This window comes from Pseudoalteromonas sp. BMB (genome assembly GCF_001709235.1).
GTDB classification, from domain to species: domain Bacteria; phylum Pseudomonadota; class Gammaproteobacteria; order Enterobacterales; family Alteromonadaceae; genus Pseudoalteromonas; species Pseudoalteromonas maricaloris.
This window is the reverse complement of sequence record NZ_MBQA01000194.1, coordinates 27,958-51,168: the sequence shown is the minus strand read 5'-3', so window position 1 is coordinate 51,168 and position 23,211 is coordinate 27,958. Positions and strand designations below refer to the sequence as shown.

The following is a 23,211-nucleotide window of genomic DNA, read 5'->3' as shown; positions in this document are numbered from 1 at the left end:
TTTCATTTAAATAGAAATGCGTACCTTCTTCTCGAACTCTAAACTTCATAGGCTTCTAACAATTTAATATCGAGCGATTGGGTCGTTTTTCTACAGCAATCTGTCTCATTTTTGTCCCATGACTATTGATAGCAAATTTAGGAAGTACTTACCAGCATTGAAGTTACGTTACATTGATCTAAATGTGAACACGACAAAAACGACCCACAGGGTCGTTTTCCTGACTATGGAAGAAATTCAATAGTTATGGATGTATATACAGAGGTTTAGGTGAAAGGATGAACGTCAGCTTTTCGCTCAAAGCCGCCCTTAGAGCATTTACGTTAACTCATTTTGGGGCAGAAGCGGGTTTTAACAACAAGAGTCAGTACCGCTTACACTGACTCGATATTGAGGTAGAGTTACTTGCTCGAGGATTTACTCGGCTTTAGGCCTGGAGTGTTTCCTGGAGTTTTTTTGTTGTCACGTCGACGTTGATCTGGCTTGCCAGTCGATTTGGCTTTTGGTTTTGGTCCTGGTTTCAAACCCATGATTTGATCCTTTTATTTAACGAGGTTATTCCTCGTTGTGTGATCTTTGAGCAATATTGATGGTTTTCAAGGTGTGTATGAAAAACAATCAAAAAATATCCTCTAAGTTCTCTGCTGGTAACTCACGTTTTGACGAACCACTTAAAGTGTATGGTTACCGGTTGGAGGCACAAGATGGATAGAATTGCGTCGGGTCCGCGACGGCTGAGTGTTGAAGAGATACAAGAGCTTCGTCGTGATATACAAGAATCTTCGGCCTAGGCTAAAGCTAAACTATCAGCAAAAAATCAAAAAGTTCTGCGCATGGTATAGGTGATGGTATCGAGAACAGCTAGCTTTCTAACTAGCTGCTATGTAGATATATTTTCTTCTGTTGATCTTCAAGTGGGAATAATGGCTCTAAAATGAGTTAGCACCCAGCTTAAGAAAAGGGCGAATATGATAAATATTCGCCCTTTTGCTTATTTTAGAAGCAGTTGAATCAAAAAAGTGATTTTTCACTTTACCTTTCAAAAAAGCGCTTTATAATGCGTCGACATTGCAGGGGCGTAGTTCCAATTGGTAGAACAGCGGTCTCCAAAACCGATGGTTGCGGGTTCGAGTCCTGCCGCCCCTGCCACTTCTTATTTTGCACTTCGCATATTTTCAAAGTAAACTCCCTTAAAAAATTAAACTGCTTAGCTATGAATCCGATTTACGCAGATATTCTTGATATTGTACCGCTAAAGCTAAATTCTACATTTGCACATCTTGATCCTAACGCTGTCGTTGCTACTGCTGCGAATGAGCTTCAGCAAATAGCTTTACCGACTGTTTTGTTACAGGACTTTGAATTGGTAATGGGTAGAAAAATTGAGGTTATCATGGGTAACACGATTTCACTTGAGAATAACCAATTAAGTTTACCAAGTGCACAACTAAGTACGGCTCAAAAGCGTGAGTTGTGGCAATTAATCTGGAGTCAACAAGATGCAAGTTAAGCAAGGTGGTTTACTACAATTTCCACTTAATGAGATTATGCAAGTAGAACAAGCTTGCCATGCTTTTCCTTGGAGTGAGAAAACCATGCAGTCTTGCCTTCACGGTCGTTACTTTAATACGGCTATTGTCGATGGTAATACGCTGGTGGGCTTCTACGTTGCAGAGCGTGCGGGACCAGACTTAACCTTGATGGATATTTGTATTCGTCCTAATTATCAAGGTAAGGGCTACGCGAGGCCATTAATGGAAGATTTGTTAGCGCAAGCGGAGAGCTTGCAAGCAGAAAATATCTTCCTTGAAGTTAGAGCGTCAAACACTGCAGCAATCGCGTTATATCATCGCTATGGTTTTGTCGAAATGGGCTTGAGAAAAAACTACTACCCGAGCACTCATGGTCGTGAAGATGCAATGCTAATGGCTTTACCATTAGCCTAAGTGACTATTATCTGTTGGCTGGTCTATTGATAGGGTGTAGCGCATAGCCTCAGTGAGCTTAAGTAAATAGTAATGGCGGTTACTGTTTTGTGTTTTTTGCAAACTGGTTTCTAGTTCCCCTGCGGCTTCATGAATATTCATAAAGCCAAAGCAACCCGCGCTGCCTTTGATACTATGTGCCAGTGCCCTTAAAGATTCCCATTCTTGTTTATCGTAAAGCTTTTGCAGCTCAACTAGCTGTGACGGTAGCTTTTCGACATAATTACGACTTATCTGTAAGAACTTTTCGGTTTTTAATAAGGCATCCCATGAAGAGGACTTATCATTTTGAAGTTCAAGGTACTCTAGTAGCAATTTACCTAGCAATTCTTTATCTATCGGCTTGCCAAGAGTGGCATCACACCCTGCTTTAATATGGTTGTCTATGTCGTGTTTCATTACGTTGGCGGTAAGCGCGATGATTGGTCCATCATAGGCGGCATGTCTGAGCATTTGCGTTGCTTCTTCACCACCCATGACTGGCATTTGCATATCCATTAAGATCAGTTGATAGTCTTCAACCAGCGCCATCTCAACCGCTTCAGCACCGTTATTAGCAATATCAGGAACTATGCCCCAGTTAGACAGTAGCAGCGTAATAAGCTCTTGGTTATCGGGGTTGTCTTCCGCAACAAGCACTTTGGCATCAAGCTCTTTTACCGCCGCAATATGGGTTTTACTGTTATCCGGTTGTCTTGGTCGCTCAAGTGCGTTTAGCCAAGAGTACGAGCGCTCTTTGAAATTACCAGAGACCTCAACAGAAAATAAGCTTCCTGTGCCTTGTTGGCTTTGAACATGCACGTCACCACCAAGCAGTTGTGCTAAATTCTTTGATATACAAAGACCTAGTCCTGTGCCACCGAAGCGTCGAGTTGTTGTTGTGTCGGCTTGCTCAAAAGGCTTAAATGCGCGCTCTAGCTCATTTTGTGACATGCCAATTCCGGTGTCTTTGATGCTAAAGATAAACTTTTCAGATTCTGGTTTAAATTCCACCTTTAAATGAACGCCACCGTACTCAGTAAATTTCACCGCGTTTGTTGCGATGTTAAGCAAGATTTGTTTTAAGCGAGTAATGTCGGTGTAAAGCTTGTCAGGCAAGGGTAGAATAAATTCTGTGGAAAAGTTCAGTAGTTTTTCATTCGTCATCGGCTCAATGATGGATTCAATATCATTGATGAGTGGCATTACCAAGACCTCTGATTCTTCCACATCCAGCTTTTCAGCCTCAATTTTCGAAAGGTCTAAGATATTATTGATAAGTTCTAAAAGGTGTTTAGAGTTTCTTAAAATTGTGTCTAGGTGCTGTTTTGAGGTCGGAGAATTAGGATGCTGTATAAGCTGCTCGGTAAACCCCATAATAGCAGTCAGCGGGGTACGTATCTCATGACTCATGTTAGCTAAAAAGCGACTTTTAAGCTGGTTTGCTTGCTCGGCTTCTACAATAGCAACTTCTAGCTTGCTATTGGTCTCTTCTAATTCTTTGGTTCTGTCTTCAACTTTTTCTTCCAAGTGCTCTTTGTAATCCTCAAGCTCTCGCTGAAAGGTACGAATTTGGCCGATCATATGGTTGAAATCTCGAAAAAGGATGCCAACTTCGTCACTGTTATGCTCCGGTAGCGCCACCATTAGGTCACCATCTCCGACTCTATGGCTCGCTTCCCCCAGTAATTCTATGGGGTTGAGCAACAGGTTGCGGACCACGATAAAAATCAAAATTGGCAATGTAACGACAGATAAAATAACGATCAATGCTGTGATCAGACTAATGGTTTTACCTGAGCGATAAAGTAGTGATTTAGGGATCGTTGAAATATAAAAGTAGCCTCCGCTTAGTTGCGCGCTGTAGGTCATCCTTTCCACACTATCAATACTATGAATAACGGTAGAGTCTAATTGGCCAAGGTCAGCAATATAGCCAATTTCTTCTATTTCACTGGCGCTTAAGTAGTGGCCAATGAGGTTCGTATCTGAGCTGAATAACACTTCACCATCAATGCTCACTAATAGGTTTAGCGTATTGTCGTACGGTGCTTCGAGAATACTGGTACTTAAAAGAGATGGAGAGACTTGTACGACGATATAACCTTGTTGTCTAGGTTGCTTGAGTTCGTAATCTACGCTGTAGATTTGCTGGACAAAATACAGCTGTGTACCTGCACTTGAAGCAACCATAAATTGATGTTGGCGCAAGTTACTTTGCATGATTTGTTTGGCGAAAGGGTAGAGGTTTGGCGCTTCGCCTAAGTTACTGGAATAAAATGCAGAGCTTCTGCCATTGGGAGATAAAAGATTGATGCTGATAATATCTGGGTAGGCTTCACTATAACTGGCAAATACATCCATCAGTGCACCTAATCGCTTGGTTTTTTCCATCCTTTCAAGGTTGGCCGAATTAAGAAAGTCACTAAGTACTGGAGAGGTTGAGAGCAGTTTTGTTGTTGACTGGTAGATCTCAATATAATTGAACATCTTCTGCTGTTGTTGTTCAACGAAACGACTAACAATGAGCTTGGCTTGTTTTTGCGTTGAGCTAGTTACATTCGTGAGCGTAAATCCGCCAAGAAACAGCAAGGGTAATATCACAAGCGGGGTGATATACCAAAGGAGTCGAATACTTAACTTGCTTGTTTTCATGGATAACTAGCTGCCTTGCTACACGAAATCTTAATGACAAAAAAATTAACATGAGTATTAAATCATAAGCGGGGAGAGGTGAATACTCAAGTTTGTCCAATTGCGTCGAAAATACGATAAAAGGTGGGGGCTAAATAAATAAGCCTCCAAAAAGGAGGCTTTCGGATCGTAATTTTACAGCAGATTAGAAGTTATACTTCATACCTAGTGATAGACGACGACCTTTAACATCGAAGAATTCACCGTCATCGTATGTGTAAGGTGTACGAGGCGGCTCTCTATCAAATACGTTATTTATACCAACACGTAGTTGTAGATCTTCAACCAAGTAAGTTTTATACATGAAATCTACAGTAGTATAAGAAGAAACCTCATTGAAGTTGTTATCTTCAGGTGTCCACTCGTTATCTTCAACAGTGCTGTGGCGATAGTTTACTGTTACTACGTATGCAGAATCATCATGCGTGTACAGTGCGCTGAAACGACCTTTCCAGCGTGGTGCGTCATCCGTTTCACCCATGTAGTTACGGAAGTCTTCCGCACGACCAGTTGAGTTTTGGTTATCTTCAATCAAATAAGTCGCAGTTAGTTTAAGTGCAAACTCACCGTTTAATGCGTCAAATTTGTATGCAGATTCAAAGTCCATGCCTTTTTTGGTGATTTGTGCTGCGTTAATTGGACGCGCATAGTAGTTCTCAATTTCACCAGTATCTTTGTTACGAACAAAGTTACTACAGAACGGGTTATCTAGAGAAGATGCTTCGTAGCATAGCTTAATACTGTCGCGACCAAAGTACTCAATTGCACCATCGATTTCAAATGACCAGTAATCAACAGTAAGATCCAAGCCTTCAACAAACTCTGGCGTGTAAATTACACCGATAGTGTAGTCATTAGATACTTCGTTTTTCAGCTCAGTATTACCTTGAATGTAACCAGGTAAGCTACCACCAGATAACCATTCATCAGAAGGCATCCAACCAGCAGCTAGACCAGCAGCTTGACAGTTGTTGATGATGTTATCTCTGTACTTGTAGTCACTGCTTAACTCTGCAATTGAATCTGCGCGACAAATGTCTGCACGGCCTGAGCTGTAAGTTTTAGAGTTTGGAGTAAACAGGTCACCTAGGTTTGGCGCACGTACCGATTTAGAACGGTTTACACGTACACGTAGTTCGTCAGTCACACCCCAGTTTAGTGCTAGTTTCCAAGCATCGTCACCACCTGTTACAGAGTAATCCATGTAACGGTATGCACCTTCAAAAGTAAGGTCAGTAGCTAGGAACTCATCCATCAGTAGCGGTACAGAAACCTCTGCTGAGAATTCTTTAACTTCGATTTCGCCATCCATAGGTAGGCTTGAGTTACCTTTAATAAGGCCCTGCTCCATGTTTTCAGATGGACGGATCTTAGCAACTTCACGGCGGTGCTCAGCTGTAAACGCTGCACTTACGTAACCTGCAGGTAATTCAAATAATACACCATCAACCGTTGCACCAAATACTGCTTGGTCGTGTCTTGCAAAACGAGTTGCAGTCGTTGAAATGTAACCTAGTTGTTCCTGAGTTGCGCTTGTTGCACCCATTGGGTTGAATGGTACACAACCTTCACGTGCACCAGTCACGTTACCGTCAGCATCACGGGTAGCACACACAACTTGACCATCGATTAATACAGAGTCAATCGCATTAGCTAGGTTGTTTTTATAAACTTCACCAGTCCACAGCGTGTCTTGTTCGATACGACCGAATTGGAAGTATGTGCTGTAGCTCCAGTCATCGTTAATGATGCCTTCAGCACCAATTGATGAACGGAATACTTCACGCTCTTGGTTATACTTACGGTCACCCCATAAGTTTTCGTTTGCTTGATAAAGTGTTACAGAGTCTAGACCTGCGTCATCCATCACTTTACCCATGGCATCGTTTACAAATGCGCTATCGCGACGGATTGTGTGTGAGAAGAATGCAGGGCTACTTTCAGTTGTTGCTTCTGTCTTAGAATAAGTCGCATCAAATGTTAGTGCATGTTCATCATTCAGCTCATAAGTACCGTAAAGAGTACCGATCATTCGCTCAAGAGGTGTGCGGAAATAATCTTTATAACCGTGTCTGAAGATAGCATCACCCGGGTTTGCTTCGTCGTACGTGTAACGGCCAGCAGCACGCTTTGAAATAGCTGGGTTAGGATCATCAATTAGACCAAGACCGTAATCGAATGGACGCATTGTACCGTCTTCATCGAAAGTGAAGTGGTGGTTCTCAAACGCTTCACGTGTCTTTGTACCAGTCCAAGCAAAGAAGTCACCACGCTCTGAGTAATAGCCAAGTGCTGTTGGGTGATTAAACTCGATATCAGCAGGAATACCGTCACTACCACCTGTATTTGCAGGGTTAGAGATAGATCTCATGCCGCGCTTGAAGAAGTCACGGTCTAGTTTCGCGTAGCTTTCATTTTTGGTGTAGTTTAAAGAGGTAATGAAAGATAGCTTTTCTAGTTCTTGGCCACCAGTAATAGAGAAGAAATATTCCTCACCACCGCTTTGTTCAGGCTTTACTGTAGACACATCAACTTCTATACCATCGAATGACTTTTTAGTGATGATGTTTACAACACCAGCTACAGCGTCAGCACCGTATACTGCTGCTGCACCACCCGTTGCGATTTCTACGCGCTCAATAATAGAGGTAGGGATGTTGTTTAAATCTACTGCAGTGTCACCAACAGAACCAGGCACAAAACGACGACCATTAACTAGTACTAATGTACGCTCTGAACCTAAACCACGTAGGTCAGTTGTATTTAAGCCTGATGCGTAGATATAGCTAGTAGTATTCTCTGGAGATAAGCCAACTGTTGCTTGAGGCATTTCAGCTAAAAGGTCATTTACGTTTGTGATGCCTTGGTTTTCAAGCTCCACACCACCGATAACGGTAACTGGAGTCGGCGAAGTTAGGTTTACACGTTTAATTCGAGAACCTGTAACTTGAATACGCTCTACTGATTTTGCTTCTGTCTGTTCGTTTGCAACAGCTACTGAACTACTTACGGCACCGGCCACTAAAGCAACTTGGATACCCGCGGTAACTAGATTTAACTTCTTCAACATTTTGACCCTTATTTACTTTGTTTATAACGACGGTCAACTCTTTCCATACATTTGAAAGAGGAGATATCGCAATATAGGTGCAGCGTTTTTACCATAAACAATTGTTAAATATGGTTTTTGTCTAAATGTGTATGATGTTTATAAAAGGTGTAATGTGTGATTTTGCTGTTCCTGTTTTGGTTTTATTCTTATTAATCATGTGGTTACAGCTCGTCTTTGTGTCATCTTTTGTTTACGGTTAGTGAGTGTTCACAAATGCTGTTATTGTTTTGAAAACAATAAATTTATATTTGATAGAAGTGGTATAAGTTTTAGCGGTAATTTTGAGCGTATTTGTAGCTATATTTGTAATTTTTATGTAGTACTTGCTGTTCTAAAAGTGAGCGTTTGATGTTTTGGAGATCATTTTTGTGGGAACTTTTAAAGGTAGGCTGAAAATCAACCTATCTTTTCACGGTAGATGGCTAGTTTTGTATAGCTTTTAGGCGTCTGAGTTTGAGCTGTTCTTGAATAGCCTTTCCCTGATAGCCCATTGCGATGATCTCTTGAACGTCTATGTTGCGAGTTGCTAAAAAGTTCTGTGTAAGTTTGTCACAAAGCACGCGGAAATTATCACTTACCTTGCTACAAATATAACAAAAACGCGCTAATTTCTCAGGTCTGCGCCATGCGTCAATATTTTGTAATATAATAAGCCAATCATCCGGCGTTTTATTTTCCTTGCTCAATAGATCGAGGTTTGTGATGAGCTCTTTGCTGCTTTCTATGTAATTATTAGGTACTTTGAATCGTTTTGCTTGCGCTAACTGAATCAAGCTAGTACCCGAAAAGTAACAGGCAAGGCTGAATTGTGCTAACCCATCTAACTCATCATTTTTTTCAAGTCTAGAGAGTGCATGTTGGAATTTGTCAAAAGATGCTTCATCCCATGTTGGGATATAGGGAGTGACATCATCAAGCGCACTGAGCCTCCAAACGGTATGTAGAAAGTGCCCTAAACCTTTATCTTGGATTGTCTTTTCTATTTCTAGCCAAATACGCTCTTTGGTTAAGGTTTTTAATTCACCGTTAGCAACCATGGTTTGCATAAGGTGCCAAGTTTCAGCAGCAATGGTGAAGTTGTATTCTTTATAACGAGCTGCAAAACGCGCTACTCGCAGCACTCGAAGTGGATCTTCACTAAAAGCGTTGCTCACATGGCGTAATATTCTACTTTCTAAATCTTTTTGACCACCATAAGGGTCGATAAGTGAACCATCATCATCTTTAGCAATTGCATTAACGGTAAGATCTCGGCGAAGTAAATCTTCTTCCAGTGTGATTTCAGGGCCGAAGTCGCAAATAAATCCGGTATATCCTTGACCACTCTTACGCTCAGTGCGCGCAAGTGCGTGCTCATCTTTGGTCGTTGGATGTAAAAACACAGGAAAATCATTACCAACCTGCTGATAACCCAGTTTGCTCATTTGCTCAAGAGTGCTGCCAACGACGACATAATCTCTTTCTTTTATTGGGCGTCCTAGCAGTTCGTCTCTAACTGCACCGCCGACGAGGTAGATTTTCATTTTCTATGTTCCATTTTCTGCGATTCGAGGTTTTATCTTGAACCGGATTTTGCCATTATAGAGCGCATCATAACAATAAAGAGACAAGTCGTGTATTTACGCTATTTTGGGTTAACTGAAAAACCCTTCTCGATTGCTCCAAATCCTGAATTTTTATTCCTTAGCGAACGTCACAAGGAAGCACTTGCACATTTAACCTATGGGTTGGGTGACGCGGGTGGCTTTGTACTACTAACAGGTGAAGTGGGTACGGGTAAAACTACGGTAACACGGAGTATGTTGGCTCAGCTGCCAGAATCAACTCAAGTCGCCTTTATTCTTAACCCATCGCTATCGGAGCTTGAATTGCTTGCGACGATTTGTGACGAGTTGGGGATTACTTATGACAACAGCAACGCCACCTTAAAGTCACTTACTGATGTGATTAAGCATAGATTGTTAGAGAACCATCATAGTGGTGGTCATACTATGTTGATCATTGATGAAGCTCAGCATTTAGCACCAGAGGTACTTGAACAGCTTAGGCTGTTGACTAATCTGGAAACAGATCATAAAAAATTGCTACAAATTGTATTGGTAGGTCAGCCCGAGCTACAGCATTTGTTACAGCGCAACGAGTTACGTCAATTGGCACAAAGGATCACTGCGCGTTATCACTTGCTACCTCTTAGCGAATCGCAAGTGTTTGCTTATATACAGCACCGACTTCAAAAAGCAGGTTGTCAGCAAGCGTTGTTCCACCATGATGCGGTAGCCTATGTACATCAAGTGACAGCTGGGATCCCAAGATTAATAAACTTGTTGGCCGACAGGTGTTTATTAGGTGCTTACTCGGCATCGCAAACTCAGGTAACGAAAGCAATCGCTGTTCAAGCTGCAAAAGAGGCGCTACCCACTAATTTAGTGCCAGTCGCAAGGCAAGAAAAAAATCGCGTGCCTTTATTGTTTACGGCTTGGCTTGGTGTGTTATTTGTTGCAGGCTTTGGCTTGGCAAAGTTGGTGTAGAGGGAAACATGTCGTATTTAACAAGTGCAATGAAACAGTCGCAACAAGGCGCAGATGCAGAGCAGGATTATTTGAGTCAACGTCAAGACGCCCAACTCATTTTCTATAAAAAGCTCATTACCTATGCCGGTGCGGGTCTCTTGTCTTTGTCTTCACTTGGGGCGGGGTATTATATTGGCAAGATAACGACCCCCGCGGAAGTGCAACCTGCAGCAACGTCTAAAGTGGAGCCGAAAAAAGAAGAGCAAGCTGAGCTTTCTACAGATCTTGCGGTGGAGAATAATCAGCAGGCGCAAAAAGCCATAGTTGCTAGTCAAGAAGTGAGTAGACCAGCGACTACTTCAGTGACAAACAACACTGTCAATCCTAATCTAGCGGCGCAAACTGCTGAGCCTGAGCAGCATTTCCAGTGGGTGTCTGTGCAAATTGGTGTTGATAACCAAGGCAAGCCTTTATATCAACAACAATTGGTACCGGTAGATTCTGTTAAAGCTGTAGCTGTTGTTCCAGCTCCAGTCCCTACATCGGATGCCATTCAACCTAACCGGGTTACTCAAGACTCATCTCCCGGAGAAATCCAAACGGCTGGTGAATATGCGGGTTATCGCGTATTTGGTGCTAAGCCAAAACCGCAAGATGATGAACTTGCTGGTGTATCAGAAGAACTTAAAAAAGCCTTTGCTGAGGCGGTAAAAGAAACGGCACCGCATGAAGAGCCTGAGGTGCTTTCTACGACTAAGGACTCTGCTTCAGCTACGCCCATCGCGCTGCTGCCTGCCCAATTGCAAAATAGTATTCCAAGCTTACGTTATCAAGCGCATATTTATGCTACCGACTCGCATGAGCGGTGGATAAAAATAAACAATAGACCTTTATATGAGGGGGATAGTCTAGGTGCTTTGACCGTTGTAGAAATTACACCAGAGCAAACACGTTTTGATTTCGATGGTATTGAATTCAGCCTCGAGGCAATGGAGGACTGGCTGCCTTAATATCAAGGCAGCATTGAGTGTTTAAAAAACCGAATAAGATCAAGTTTGAATTCTTCAGGCTTGATCGCTGACTCTAGCTCATCGTTTGCTTTTTTCGCGCTTAAATCTATATCCTGAACTTCAATGTAATGCATGTGCTTAGCGTGATAAAACACTTTAACTACGGGTTTTAGCGGTGTTTTGGGATTGCTTTGGGCAATAACACCGACCTTACCACTAGTGAGTTTTACTAGGGTGCCCACAGGGTATACGCCAATGCAAGCAATAAACCGGCTTAGGAGTTGTTCGTCAAAATGGTGAGGGCAGCCTTCACGCATTAACTTAAAGGCTTTAATTGGTGTCATACCTTCTTTGTAGATGCGCTCGGCGGTCAATGCGTCATACACATCTACAATAGCGGCCATTCTCACATGCTGTGGTAGTTCGTCAGCGGTTTTGCCATAAGGATACCCTGTGCCATCTAGGCGCTCGTGGTGATAACCCGCAATTTCGCATGCAACTCGTCCAAGACCCGCATTGAGCAAAATATCAAAGCTATATTTTGCGTGTGATTTCATAATGCCGTATTCATCTAAGCTCAACTTTCCAGGCTTATGTAAAATATCGTCGGGAATTTCTATCTTACCAATGTCATGGAGTAGCGCCCCTGTGGTCATCTCTTCGGTTAATTCTCTAGAGTAGCCAAGGTGCTTACAGAAAATAGCCATTAAGATAGAAACATTAATAGAGTGCTCCAATAAATAGGCGTCTTTTTCTCTGATCCGAGCAATGCAGGAAAGCGCATCTTGATTGCGAAATACGGAGTCAATAAAGCCGCTCGCTGTTGCTTTAAAAGCCTCTATTTCTATCGCTTTACCCGCTTTAATATCCGCGAACGCTTTGCTTTGAATTGCTTTTGCTTCGTCGTAAAGTGTCACTGCGTGTTGCATTTCTGCATCAACATTACACTTTGTCTGCCAAGGATCATGCTCTGGTTTATGCGGTTCTTCTATATTTTCATCATGAGGAGGTTCATCGTGAGGGTCGTGTTCTGAAAGGCGCTTACTGGGATCAACCGTTACCTCTAAAACACCACTCTTTTGTAGCTTTGTAATGCTTGTTTTCGTTCTCACCCAGCCCTTGGTTTTAATCGCAACTGAGCCTGTCTGCTTTGTCACACCGACAACAAACATACCTGGCTCTAAATCACTGATATTAATATTAATCTCTGGCATGAGGATTCCTTTAGTTGTGTCTTTAAGCGTAGCAAAGCTTGGTAAAATAGAAAGGATTAAAATATAAATATGATTGATTTTCCCCCAATAAACCCGCATCCTGAAAGAAACAAAAAGGAGTCTATCTTATGCGCTTATCTCCGTTGGCATTAGGTCTCATTGCCACTTTGTCTTGGCATGCGAATGCCAATTTGAAACAACAAGTTGCAGAGTCTATGCCTGAACTTGAATCTTTGTACCTACATTTACATCAAAACCCTGAGCTCTCTTATAAAGAAGAAAAAACAGCAGGACGTTTGGCGGATGAAATGCGCAGACTTGGTTATGACGTGACTGAAAATGTGGGTGGCTTTGGTGTTGTTGGCATGCTGAAAAATGGTGATGGTCCAACGGTGATGATCCGAGCCGATACCGATGGTTTGCCAATTATTGAAGAAACAGGAAAGTCGTACGCGTCAAAAGTTAAAGTGAAAGATGATGCGGGGAATTTGGTTGGTGTGATGCACGGTTGTGGTCACGACATCCATATGACCAGTTTAATCGGTACAGCAAAACAGCTAATGGCTAACAAGGAAAAGTGGCAAGGTACATTGATGTTAGTTGCTCAACCCGCTGAAGAAGTGGGTGGCGGCGCAAAAGCCATGTTAAAGGAAGGGCTATATACTCAATTTGCTAAACCCGATCATGTTATTGGTTTGCATGTAAGTGCTGCGGTTCCTGCCGGTAAAGTGGCGATCGCACCGGGTTATGCACTGGCTAATGTTGACTCAGTTGACATTATTGTCAAGGGTAAAGGGGGGCATGGAGCCTATCCACATACTACCATCGACCCTGTGGTACTGGCATCGCGGATTGTTTTGGGGCTACAGACCATTACATCACGAGAGATCTCTCCGTTAGAGCCGTCGGTGATCACAGTAGGCTCTATTCACGGTGGTTCTAAGCACAACATTATTTCAAACGAAGTGAAGCTACAATTGACGCTACGTTCTTATAATCCAAATGTACGTGAGCAACAAATTGCGGCGATCAAACGCCTGACTGCAGGCATTGCACACAGTGCAGGGTTGGAGGACAGTCTTGTGCCTGAGGTTATCGTTCATGAAAGCGAAAGCATTCCATCTACGTATAATAATCCGGAGTTGGCTGAGTTTGTAACTAGCGCCATTAAGCAGGAAATTGGTGCAGAAAATGTTGAACAATCTCAGCCGGTGATGGCTGGTGAAGATTTCGGCTTATATGGCCGTACTGATGACAATGTACCAATTACCATTTTTTGGCTAGGTGGTGTTAATCAAGCGGTATTCGATGCAGCACAAAAAAGCGGTGAGCCTTTACCTTCATTGCATTCTAGTAAATTTGCGCCAGATTATCCTATTGCCATCGCAACTGGAGTAAGAGCGATGAGCAATAGTGCACTTGCTTTGTTTAATCAAAAATAAGCTTTATCTAGCATTTTTATCTCGCATAGTAAAAAGGTAGCCTCGGCTACCTTTTTAGTTTTTAGTCTTTATTTGCTGCTGCAAGCATTAACTCTCTATTGCGCTCTAGTTTTACCAACATCGCATCTGCAATAGGTTTGAACTTAGCGAGCTCAGACTGAGGTAATGGCTCAGACTTTGGTAGTTTTACCGTTTTAGGATTTCGGTGTACGCCGTTCACCAAAAACTCATAATGAAGGTGAGGACCTGTCACGCGGCCAGTTGAGCCGACAGTACCAATTTTCTGTCCTTGCTTCACTTTTTGACCTGTCTTCACTGCACGTTTATTCAAGTGTAAGTACTTAGTCACATACTTGCTACCGTGCTGAATAAACACATAGTTACCATTGAGTTTATTGTAACCAGACTTAAGGACCTTACCGTTACCAGAGGAAACCACCGGCGTGCCTACGCGTGCCGCATAGTCTATACCATTGTGAGACGATACTCGGCCAGTCACAGGGTGAAGACGACGCGGGTTGAAGCTGGAGCTGATATATTTGAAGTTAACCGGTGCTCTTAAGAAGGCTTTTTTCATGCTACGGCCTTCAGGGGTATAGAACTCGTCATCAGTATGACGAACCGCGCTGTAACGCTCGCCTTGGTTGATAAATTCGGCAGCAATAATTTTACCATTACCGATTTCTTCACCGTCTACATAGTGCTTTTCAAATACTAATGCGAAAGAGTCGCCCTTACGAATATCGTTTGCAAAGTCGACATCCCAACCAAAAATATCGGCGAAGTTCATTATTTGACGTTCGCTAAGGCCCGCTGAAATACCGGCGCTCCAGAAGCTGGAACTGATCTCGCCACCCGCTGATTTTTCGCGACTTTCGATTTCTTTGCTTTCGATTTTGGTTTCGTAACTACCCTCGTCGTTTAGGGTGACCAATAAGGTATCCGTTTTTGACAAGATGTATTTTAATTGAGCTAATTCACCACCATCATTGCTAGCAAAGCTAAGCACTTCTCCCGGGTGGATTTTAGTCAGCTTACGGGTTTCTGCGTTGGTATTGACCAGATTGTGTAACGTTTTGGCAGAATAACCTGCGCGTTTAAAAATCACGGCTAGGCTGTCGCCAGACTTAACTTCGTGGTCTTTAAATTCAAATACAGGTTGCTTAGGGGCAGACTCAGGCGTGATGACTGGCGCTGCATCTAATTCAGTAAGTTGCTCTGTTTTTTCTGATATTTTTACCGGCAACTCGTAACGTTTCCCAACTTCTAAAGCTTTTCCGTCATTGTCTTTTGAAGCTGTTGCTTTTTCAGAGGGGATCAGGGCAATTCCGACCATCGCAGATAGGAAGCCGATGATGAGCACTTTGTGCTTTTTGGGGAGCTTATGAACCACATGAACCATAATGCGCCTTTTCTGCTGTCAAGAATTATTGTAGATAATATTGCAGGATATACGTAATAAACCCGTAATACCAGCGTTTTGTGCATTTAAACTCGGATAAATATAGGCTAGAATCGAGCGATTACAAGTTATAGCTGTTGGAGTGAGAATAGTGGATTTAGAAACTGCATTTGCAGAGATTAGCCGTGGTGCAGAAGAAATTCTGTTGCAGGATGAATTGAAAGAAAAGCTGAAGTCAGGTAAAAAACTACGTATTAAAGCGGGTTTCGATCCAACAGCGCCTGATTTGCATTTAGGACACACAGTGCTAATCAATAAAATGAAAACCTTTCAAGACTTAGGCCATGAGGTGATTTTCTTGATTGGTGATTTCACCGGTATGATTGGCGACCCAACGGGCAAAAATGTAACTCGTAAGCCACTCACTCGTGAAGATGTACTGGCAAATGCAGAAACATACAAAGAACAGGTTTTCAAAATCCTTGATCCTGCCAAAACCACAGTTGCATTCAACTCTGAGTGGATGGAAAAGCTTGGCACAGCTGGTATGATCAAGCTTGCTGCACGTCAAACTGTGGCACGTATGCTTGAGCGCGACGACTTTAAAAAGCGTTATGCAAATGGTCAAGCAATCGCAATCCACGAATTCTTATATCCGCTGGTTCAAGGTTGGGACTCGGTTGCACTAGAGGCAGATGTTGAGCTGGGTGGTACCGATCAGCGCTTCAACCTATTAATGGGTCGTGAGCTACAAAAAGACGAAGGGCAAAAACCGCAAACAGTACTGATGATGCCGCTACTTGAAGGCACCGACGGTGTGCAGAAAATGTCTAAGTCATTAGGTAACTACATCGGTATTACTGATGCACCAAACGACATGTTCGGTAAAGTGATGTCGATTTCTGACGATTTAATGTGGCGTTACTACGAATTGCTAAGTGCGAAAACATTGGATGATATCGCTGCACTTAAAGAAGAAGTTGTGGGTGGCCGTAACCCTCGTGACATTAAGATTGAATTTGCAAAAGAAATGATTGCTCGATTCCACAGTGAAGCTGACGCTGAAGCGGCACATCAAGACTTTATCAAGCGTTTCCAAAAAAATGCCTTACCTGATGAGATCCCTGAAGTCACCGTAACTATTGAGGGCGAAAGCACGTTTATCACTAACTTGCTAAAAGAAGCGGGTTTAGTGGCAAGTACTTCAGAGGCGATGCGCATGATCAAGCAAGGCGCAGTAAAACTTAACGGCGAAGACAAAGTTACGGATACTAAATTAGAAGTTACCAAAGGTTCTTGCGAAATCTATCAAGTAGGTAAGCGTAAGTTTGCGAAAGTAACGGTAAACTAAATTAGTTTGCCTACACTTCATCTTAAAAAGGCTAGCGAGTGACTAGCCTTTTTAATTTGAGATATAAAAAGCGCGGTTATCGCTCTTTTTCAAGACAAGTCAATTCCTGCTTCAATCTCGCCTATTCCTACGCAAACTTTATTCTTAATTAAGCTGCAAAAATCGCCTTCGAACGTTGATTGATTTTGATCATGAACGTTATTCGAGTGTTGTTGAATGCAAGCAAGCTTATCAGAATTACACCTTGGCAGAGTTTACCCTAGCCAGTATGCTTAGGTTAGGGTTAATGGTGTAGCGCATACATGGAACAAATTGAGATATTCGAGATCCCAAGTCCGTGTAAGGGGATCTGTCAGGTAAATAATCGCGGTTATTGTAAAGGTTGCTATCGCAGTCGCGAGGAGCGCTTTGAGTGGAATAATTTGAATAACGAGCAAAAGCGTAAAGTTATCTCGTTGTGTCAGCAACGTTATAAAAGGTACCTGCAACGAAAGTCAAAATCAGAGCATATGGATGATGATCAAAAAGGGGAAAACTTCAAATTTGATATTTAGCTTTAAGCATTTTTATTATTCCTTGTCGCTCAAACTCCTCTAACTTTGCTTTGATAAGTGGGACTAGTTGTTCGTTACGCTTATGTACAAAGTGGAAACTTTCAACGACGGCTAAATTTTTTATCTGCAATGTTTCTTCATTTATGTTCTTTAGATGTGGCTTTAAGTGAAAGTCGAGTATCAATGCGCCTTCAACCTGTTTCTGCATGACTAAGTTAAGCTGTGCCACCGCGCTTTTAACGCCAATAACATAGGCTGTGGTATGGTGTTCAGCCAAGTAAGTAGTTGCGACGGGATAGCCGCTGCGGACCGTTAATGATTTGATTTCGTTAAGCTCACAGTGAGCACATAGGGTGAATAACTGTAAATTAAACTGAAATAAGGGATAGTCAATACGGCGCAGGTTTGGATACTCATTCTCCACACTGGCAACTCGAGCTAGCTGTCCGTCTAAGTTTCCTGCGTTGGCTGCAATTAAAGAGCCTTTATGATTAAACTCCTCAAGGCGTAACTCTATTCCGAGAGATTGATAAACCATTTCCATCAGCTCTATCACATAGAGCGCTTGTGGAGTTTGCGGTGGTTTATTGAAACGCATAACTTTTGGTAGTTCATTCGCGGCGTGTGCAACAGTTGAAATAATCATTAGTAAACACAGTAATACGGTTTTCAATCCAACTCCTTCGGTGGGTCACTCAGCGATTTTTATGCATTTAAGTATACATAATTTTTACAATAAAGGGCACGCTATCGCGCTTTAATCAAAACTAGATTTTGCTGCAATAGACAGACAGCCTTGTGATACACTTGAGCTTCCTTTGCTTAAAATTGAATGATGCGTAATGAGCTATAACCTGTGTTTACTACCTAGACAAGAAAAATACCAAATTCAACTTGAGTATGAGGCGTCGTTTTGGGCCTACCAAATAAAACGAGGCAAAAAAAGTAGAGAAGCGATTTATGACACCATCAATCAAAGGCCGTTGTCTGAACAGGACACGCTAAAGCAAAAGTTTGAGTATTACCTGAGTCTAATGCTTGCTTGATGCTAACAATTGAATTGCTCCCTGCCGTAATGACGCCGCTTGTTAATAAGTTTTATGCAGCAAACAAAGCGCGGGGGCGAGCAGCAAAACACGACAAAGTGTGGGTTGCAAAAAATAGCAATGAAATTATCGCGGCTTGTCGTTTGCAACCGGTAGACGGATATTGGTTGCTGGTGGGCGTTTATGTTGCATCACAACATAGAAAACAAGGCATTGCGAAGAAACTAATTGAAACTGTGATTGCACAGTTTCGTAGTCAGCAGCCACAGCAGATAATTTATACTTTTGCTTACTGTCATCTTCATGACTTTTACAGCGCACTTGGGTTTCAAAGTAATTCACGAGTGCTACCACCTGAACTTGCTTCTCGCTTATCTAGTTATCTTGGACAAAATCGTCAACTCGTGGCAATGTATTACGTCTAGTTAACAACCTCGGCTTTTTATGTTTCGCCTGTGTTTTATATTTTGCATTTGCCTATTTACTGCATTGGTAAATGCTGCACAAATTTCTCGACTTTCACCCGCTGAAGGATTGTCACAAAGTTACGTAAATACGTTGCTCATAGATGAGCAGGGCTATTTGTGGCTTTCTACCGAAGGTGGACTTAACCGTTACGACGGTTATCAAGTGCTGGATGTGAATGGGCCAGATGGTGTGCTTGATAAAGTACAAGTGAATTATATTTACCAGGACAACCTTGGTGGCATTTGGATCACCACGGGGATCGCGGGATTATTGCGATACGACCCCATGAAAGACGAGTATAGAAAGTACATAGAGCCCCCCTCCACAGAGGACGAGTTTTATTCCAATTTGGTTAATATCGTTTTGACCAAAGATGATGATCATATGTGGGTTGTACGCACCAACGATGTTGCTATCCTCAATATCCATACAGGCAAACTTGAGAGTGAAGTGACTTTACCGCTAGATGAAGAAAGCGGTTTTATACGCGCCGTTTATCAACATCAAGACATCTTGTTTATCGCCACTTCAGAGCGCTTGTTTGCATATCATTTAACAACGAAAAAACTAAGACCCCTTGACCACCTTGCTCCCATTGATCATCCCTACCAAACAAATACTAAATCACTATTTATTTTAGACCAAGATACCTTGCTCGTGGGAGCGGTTCAGGGGATGTACGAGCTAGATATTTCTCAATTCCTAAAAGATTTTGACGCAGAGGTACCGTTTAAAACGCTGCTTCCTGAGCTAAACATATGGAAAATGCTCAGACATGATGAACACACCTTGCTACTTGGTACCGACAAAGGTCTTGTTTATTACACGATTGAAGATGGCAATGCGGTTCGTGATAAACGTTTGTCTACTAGTGTATTTTTACCATCAAATACCAGTGTTATCGATATTGTCAAAGACAACTATGGTGGGCTTTGGGTTGCGACCAAAGAAGATGGCGCATTTTACTTACCAGACAGCACGCTGGCGTTTGATAACGTTAGCGATCTTACCGTTGAAGGTGAGGGTTTTTCTCACAGTAATGTCTGGGCAATGCATGAATCTAATCAGTTCTTGTGGCTAGCAACGAATGATGGCCTAACACGATATAATCCAAAAACCAGAGAGACTAAACAGTTTCTAAAGGGTTACTTGGGTGACGAAATTCTCTCAGAGTTTATTATCTGGAAGATTGCGGAGTATAACAATAAGCTTTGGCTAACAACGGTGAAAGGATTGTTTGTCTTTGATCCTATTACTCATGAAGTGACAAGACCCAAGGCTAATAACCCAGAAGATAAAGAGATACTGACATCCTTTGTGAAAGGAGGGGAGCTGTTAGCTGACGGTAAGTTTTATTTCGTCAATAGTGACGTGGGGATGTTCGTTTATGATATTAATACAGCAGAGCTGACACACCTGACGAAGTCATTTGAAAATGTCGATCCGTTTCTTACTTATGGCTTCTACCCACCACTTCCAAACGAACCGCTTAAACCCCTTTACTACTATGCTGGCGTATTGCTGCAATATGATCCGCAGTTGGAAACGCTAACTGAGATCTATAAAGCGCCAAAGGCAAATAAGCATTTAGCGGTTGATATCACCACCTATACCATAGATAAAAATAATATCTTGTGGTTGTCGTTATCATCATTTGGTTTGATTGGTCTGACGCTAGACGGTTATGAGCCGATTTATAACATCGATTTAAAAGCCCATAAAATAGATACTTTGATGTATGAAATGCGCCAAGACAAAGAAGGAATGATTTGGATGTCATCTCACAAGGGAATTTGGCGTCTAGATCCGGATAATTTGCACTTACAACAATTCACCACTGAGGATGGCATACTTTCTAATGAATTTAACGGTGGCGCGTCCGTGATGTTGGAAGACGGTCGCATTGCGTATGGTATGTTAAAAGGGTTTGTGGTGTTTTCTCCTGATGACAATCGGCCTAAAAAGCCTTTACTTGATCATGTAAATATCACCAGCGTGGATTTAATATCTCGCCCAAATCAAAAAGCCGGATTAAAGCAATTTGATCACATTGAACTTGAACATGACGATATTGGACTCGAAGTGTCATTCTCTGCGATGGCATTTAGCTATCAGGATCGGATCATTTATGAGTATCAAATATCCGGTGGTCAGAAGATCTTGAGCCGCAATCAAAATCGTGTAGTATTTCCTAAACTTAATCCCGGTGAATATGCATTAAAAGTGTGGGCCAAAGACCCATTAACGGGAGATTATACACCGCCTGCAAAATTAACCATTAATGTGAACTATCCCGCGTGGCGTTCACCCGTTGCGATTGCTGGATATGTGTTTCTCACGCTCTTACTACTGTCTCTTTGGAGCTATCGAAAGTATCGTGTTGAGCAACTTATTCTTGCCGCTCATAAGGAAACACAAGACCGCGAAGCTAGGTTGAAAATGGCGCTAGAGGGAAGTAACTCCGGTGTATGGGAGTGGCATGCGGGTAGTACGTTAATCTATCAGCCTCGATTAGTTACGGAGCTCGACTACGAGCTTGAGAGTGTCGGCTTGGACGATTACCTGCAAAAGATACATCCTTCTGATAGAGCCATGTTCCGCTTACAGTGGCTTGAGTTCGTCACAACGAACAAAGGGTTTATCGACTGTACTTATCGATTAAAAGACAGCAAAGGCCAGTGGCGTTGGTATAAGGATTTTGGCAAGGTACTTGAGTGGGATGAAGGCAATCCAACACAAGTGGCAGGCACCTATACCAACTTAACGCGTGAACGTTTATTTGAAGAGCGTGCCGCATTATTTGGGGCTGCGTTTGAGCAGACCCGTGACTGGGTTATGATCTTAGACAAAAGACTACGTATTCAGGCTTGTAATCGGGCGATGCAAAATGCCTTTAATCTTGACTCTATCCCGTCATCAAGCACTGCGGTGAAACTTGGGATGTCGAGACAAAAGCGGATGATGTATCTACGCCAAACCTTGGCGTTGGCAGTACATCAACACTTGAGTTCAGAGGAAGTCGTAAGTCTGCCTAATGGTGACGAAAGAGACGTATTGATTAAGATTAGTGCCGTGGCAAATGGTGATGGCGAACTATATAGTTATGTTGTGGTGCTAACCGATATTAGCCAACAAAAGCGTACTGAAAAAGAGCTATATCAGCTCGCTAACTACGATTTACAGACGAAGTTGCCGAATAAAGCGTTATTGATGGATAGAGTGCAGCATGCAATCAAGCAGTCACAGGCTCAAGAGACACATTTTGCGTTGTTGGTAATCAAATTCAATCGCTTACAGAATCTATACGATATTTATGGTGCAGACTTTGTGGCCGAGCTGCTTCCACTGCTTGCAACAAAGCTACGCTGTTGCTTCCGAGAATTAGACAGTTTAGCAACGGGGCATGATAAGTCGTTTTATGTGTTGATGGAGCATCTCGATAATCCTGAAAAGGTGCATCAATATGTAGAGTGTTTAGTTCACTCATTTAGCACACCTTTGGAGGCTGCTGGACATACTGTGCAGATGCAACCTACGATAGGAATTGCAATGTACCCGGATGATGCGTCCGACGCTTTTGAGCTCAATCAAGCGGCTAAGGCGGCCCTTGAACATGTCAATGTACAACAAATTTCTAGTTATCAGTTTTTCCGCGAAGAGATGAATGGCAAGGTTAGACGTTCTCGTGAAGTCGAACAAGCGCTTATGCGAGCACTAAAAAACGGTGAATTTAGTAATCATTATCAGCCAATTGTCGATGTACAAAGCGATACCTTGCTTGGCTTTGAAGCGCTATTACGTTGGCCTGAAAATAGTGAGTTTTGCGCTCAAGAGTATGCGCTCGCAGCTGAACATGCTGGCGTAGTTACCGAGCTTACCCTGCAAACGTTATCTCGGGCATTGGTTGAATTGAGACACTGGCAAACCATTGAGCGCGATTTGTATATATCTATTAATCTATCTGCCATTGATTTTGAATCCTCGAGCTTAGTCGATAATATTCAACAAGCTCTGAGTCGCAGTAAAGTGTCTGGTCACTCAGTGGCTTTTGAGATAACGGAAACCGCTTTGCTTTCTAACGTTGATAGCGCCGTGAAAGTGATGAAAGAAATAAAAGCACTAGGCTGTCGTATCTATATGGATGACTTTGGGACGGGGTACGCCTCTTTGACCTATCTGCAACAATTGCCTATTGATGTCATCAAGATAGATAAAAGCTTTGTACAACAAATTGCTGAGGATCCTGAAAGCTATTTAATCATTCGTTCATGTGTAAATTTAGCGCATGGACTGGGATTAAAATGTGTCGCTGAAGGGGTGGAAAACGACCTACAGTATCAGCGAATTAAAGCTGAGCAAGTTGATTATTATCAAGGCTATCGCTTCAGCTTGGCGATTAGTGGTGAGCAGGTAGCGCAATTACTCTCTGAAACATCGCTGTAGC

Annotated in this window: 16 protein-coding genes and 1 tRNA gene; 11 read left to right on the top strand and 6 right to left on the bottom strand. The window is 42.4% G+C overall.

Features of this window, described 5'->3' with window-relative positions; all coding sequences use genetic code 11:
* Positions 1 to 1,072 precede the first annotated feature (1,072 nt).
* The 3 genes from BB427_RS19225 (at position 1,073) to rimI (ending at position 1,946) form a co-directional block, all read left to right on the top strand.
* Positions 1,073 to 1,149 (top strand) — tRNA-Trp (locus BB427_RS19225).
* 64 nt (positions 1,150 to 1,213) lie between these two features.
* The gene (locus BB427_RS19220) at positions 1,214 to 1,510 is read left to right on the top strand and encodes a hypothetical protein (RefSeq protein ID WP_010374644.1); all 297 of its coding nucleotides are present in this window, start codon (positions 1,214 to 1,216) and stop codon (positions 1,508 to 1,510) included.
* The gene (gene rimI, locus BB427_RS19215; RefSeq protein WP_069022617.1) at positions 1,500 to 1,946 is read left to right on the top strand and encodes a ribosomal protein S18-alanine N-acetyltransferase; all 447 of its coding nucleotides are present in this window, start codon (positions 1,500 to 1,502) and stop codon (positions 1,944 to 1,946) included. The genes BB427_RS19220 and rimI overlap by 11 nt, the downstream gene beginning before the upstream one ends.
* Here rimI and BB427_RS19210 read toward each other — a convergent pair.
* From BB427_RS19210 to BB427_RS19200, 3 genes are all read right to left on the bottom strand, one after another.
* Entirely contained in the window at positions 1,938 to 4,619 is a 2,682-nt protein-coding gene (locus tag BB427_RS19210) for an ATP-binding protein (protein ID WP_069022615.1), read from the bottom strand. The two genes, rimI and BB427_RS19210, sit on opposite strands and share 9 nt — an antisense overlap.
* Positions 4,620 to 4,803: 184 nt before the next feature.
* Positions 4,804 to 7,728, bottom strand: a complete 2,925-nt coding sequence (locus BB427_RS19205) for a TonB-dependent receptor domain-containing protein (protein WP_069022614.1) — start codon at positions 7,726 to 7,728, stop codon at positions 4,804 to 4,806.
* A gap of 464 nt (positions 7,729 to 8,192) precedes the next feature.
* A complete protein-coding gene (locus BB427_RS19200; RefSeq protein WP_069022611.1) occupies positions 8,193 to 9,293 on the bottom strand; it encodes a tRNA nucleotidyltransferase in 1,101 nt (366 codons plus the stop codon).
* Positions 9,294 to 9,383: 90 nt separating this feature from the next.
* On the opposite strand from BB427_RS19200, the gene BB427_RS19195 reads away from it, so the two are divergent.
* A complete protein-coding gene (locus BB427_RS19195) occupies positions 9,384 to 10,298 on the top strand; it encodes an ExeA family protein (protein WP_069022610.1) in 915 nt (304 codons plus the stop codon).
* An 8-nt stretch (positions 10,299 to 10,306) separates the two neighbouring features.
* The gene (locus BB427_RS19190) at positions 10,307 to 11,290 is read left to right on the top strand and encodes a general secretion pathway protein GspB (protein ID WP_069022608.1); all 984 of its coding nucleotides are present in this window, start codon (positions 10,307 to 10,309) and stop codon (positions 11,288 to 11,290) included.
* Between the two features lie 2 nt (positions 11,291 to 11,292).
* On the opposite strand, the gene BB427_RS19185 is transcribed toward BB427_RS19190, so the two are convergent.
* The gene (locus BB427_RS19185; protein ID WP_069022606.1) at positions 11,293 to 12,504 is read right to left on the bottom strand and encodes an HD-GYP domain-containing protein; all 1,212 of its coding nucleotides are present in this window, start codon (positions 12,502 to 12,504) and stop codon (positions 11,293 to 11,295) included.
* A 128-nt stretch (positions 12,505 to 12,632) separates the two neighbouring features.
* Here BB427_RS19185 and BB427_RS19180 point away from each other — a divergent pair, with 128 nt between their 5' ends.
* Positions 12,633 to 13,946, top strand: coding sequence for a M20 metallopeptidase family protein (locus tag BB427_RS19180; protein ID WP_010374657.1), 1,314 nt, complete (start codon positions 12,633 to 12,635; stop codon positions 13,944 to 13,946).
* 61 nt (positions 13,947 to 14,007) lie between these two features.
* On the opposite strand, the gene BB427_RS19175 is transcribed toward BB427_RS19180, so the two are convergent.
* Entirely contained in the window at positions 14,008 to 15,348 is a 1,341-nt protein-coding gene (locus BB427_RS19175; RefSeq protein WP_010374659.1) for a peptidoglycan DD-metalloendopeptidase family protein, read from the bottom strand.
* A gap of 151 nt (positions 15,349 to 15,499) precedes the next feature.
* Here BB427_RS19175 and tyrS point away from each other — a divergent pair, with 151 nt between their 5' ends.
* The gene (tyrS, locus tag BB427_RS19170; RefSeq protein WP_045987765.1) at positions 15,500 to 16,699 is read left to right on the top strand and encodes a tyrosine--tRNA ligase; all 1,200 of its coding nucleotides are present in this window, start codon (positions 15,500 to 15,502) and stop codon (positions 16,697 to 16,699) included.
* Positions 16,700 to 17,001: 302 nt separating this feature from the next.
* On the top strand, positions 17,002 to 17,253 hold the full coding sequence (locus BB427_RS19165; protein ID WP_017216497.1) for a DUF1289 domain-containing protein: 252 nt from the start codon (positions 17,002 to 17,004) through the stop codon (positions 17,251 to 17,253).
* Here the strand turns inward: BB427_RS19165 and BB427_RS19160 are convergent.
* On the bottom strand, positions 17,237 to 17,926 hold the full coding sequence (locus tag BB427_RS19160) for a hypothetical protein (RefSeq protein WP_223193670.1): 690 nt from the start codon (positions 17,924 to 17,926) through the stop codon (positions 17,237 to 17,239). The genes BB427_RS19165 and BB427_RS19160 overlap by 17 nt on opposite strands.
* A gap of 169 nt (positions 17,927 to 18,095) precedes the next feature.
* Between BB427_RS19160 and BB427_RS19155 the strand changes: the two genes are divergently transcribed.
* The 3 genes from BB427_RS19155 to BB427_RS19145 are packed head-to-tail and all read left to right on the top strand — an operon-like array spanning position 18,096 to position 23,210.
* Positions 18,096 to 18,299 carry a DUF3283 family protein gene (locus tag BB427_RS19155; protein ID WP_010374667.1) on the top strand — a complete coding sequence of 68 codons (204 nt, stop codon included), beginning with the start codon at positions 18,096 to 18,098 and terminating at the stop codon, positions 18,297 to 18,299.
* Entirely contained in the window at positions 18,299 to 18,724 is a 426-nt protein-coding gene (locus tag BB427_RS19150; RefSeq protein WP_069022604.1) for a GNAT family N-acetyltransferase, read from the top strand. Before BB427_RS19155 ends, BB427_RS19150 begins: the two co-directional genes overlap by 1 nt.
* Before the next feature lie 19 nt (positions 18,725 to 18,743).
* Positions 18,744 to 23,210, top strand: coding sequence for an EAL domain-containing protein (locus tag BB427_RS19145; RefSeq protein ID WP_254663672.1), 4,467 nt, complete (start codon positions 18,744 to 18,746; stop codon positions 23,208 to 23,210).
* The last annotated feature ends 1 nt before the right edge of the window (position 23,211 follow it).

Coding starts and splice junctions, on each gene's coding strand:
- BB427_RS19220 (WP_010374644.1), top strand. CDS start 1,214: ATGAATCCGATTTACGCAGATATTCTTGATATTGTACCGCTAAAGCTA.
- rimI (WP_069022617.1), top strand. CDS start 1,500: ATGCAAGTTAAGCAAGGTGGTTTACTACAATTTCCACTTAATGAGATT.
- BB427_RS19210 (WP_069022615.1), bottom strand. CDS start 4,619: ATGAAAACAAGCAAGTTAAGTATTCGACTCCTTTGGTATATCACCCCG.
- BB427_RS19205 (WP_069022614.1), bottom strand. CDS start 7,728: ATGTTGAAGAAGTTAAATCTAGTTACCGCGGGTATCCAAGTTGCTTTA.
- BB427_RS19200 (WP_069022611.1), bottom strand. CDS start 9,293: ATGAAAATCTACCTCGTCGGCGGTGCAGTTAGAGACGAACTGCTAGGA.
- BB427_RS19190 (WP_069022608.1), top strand. CDS start 10,307: ATGTCGTATTTAACAAGTGCAATGAAACAGTCGCAACAAGGCGCAGAT.
- BB427_RS19185 (WP_069022606.1), bottom strand. CDS start 12,504: ATGCCAGAGATTAATATTAATATCAGTGATTTAGAGCCAGGTATGTTT.
- BB427_RS19180 (WP_010374657.1), top strand. CDS start 12,633: ATGCGCTTATCTCCGTTGGCATTAGGTCTCATTGCCACTTTGTCTTGG.
- BB427_RS19175 (WP_010374659.1), bottom strand. CDS start 15,348: ATGGTTCATGTGGTTCATAAGCTCCCCAAAAAGCACAAAGTGCTCATC.
- BB427_RS19165 (WP_017216497.1), top strand. CDS start 17,002: ATGGAACAAATTGAGATATTCGAGATCCCAAGTCCGTGTAAGGGGATC.
- BB427_RS19155 (WP_010374667.1), top strand. CDS start 18,096: ATGAGCTATAACCTGTGTTTACTACCTAGACAAGAAAAATACCAAATT.
- BB427_RS19150 (WP_069022604.1), top strand. CDS start 18,299: ATGCTAACAATTGAATTGCTCCCTGCCGTAATGACGCCGCTTGTTAAT.
- BB427_RS19145 (WP_254663672.1), top strand. CDS start 18,744: ATGTTTCGCCTGTGTTTTATATTTTGCATTTGCCTATTTACTGCATTG.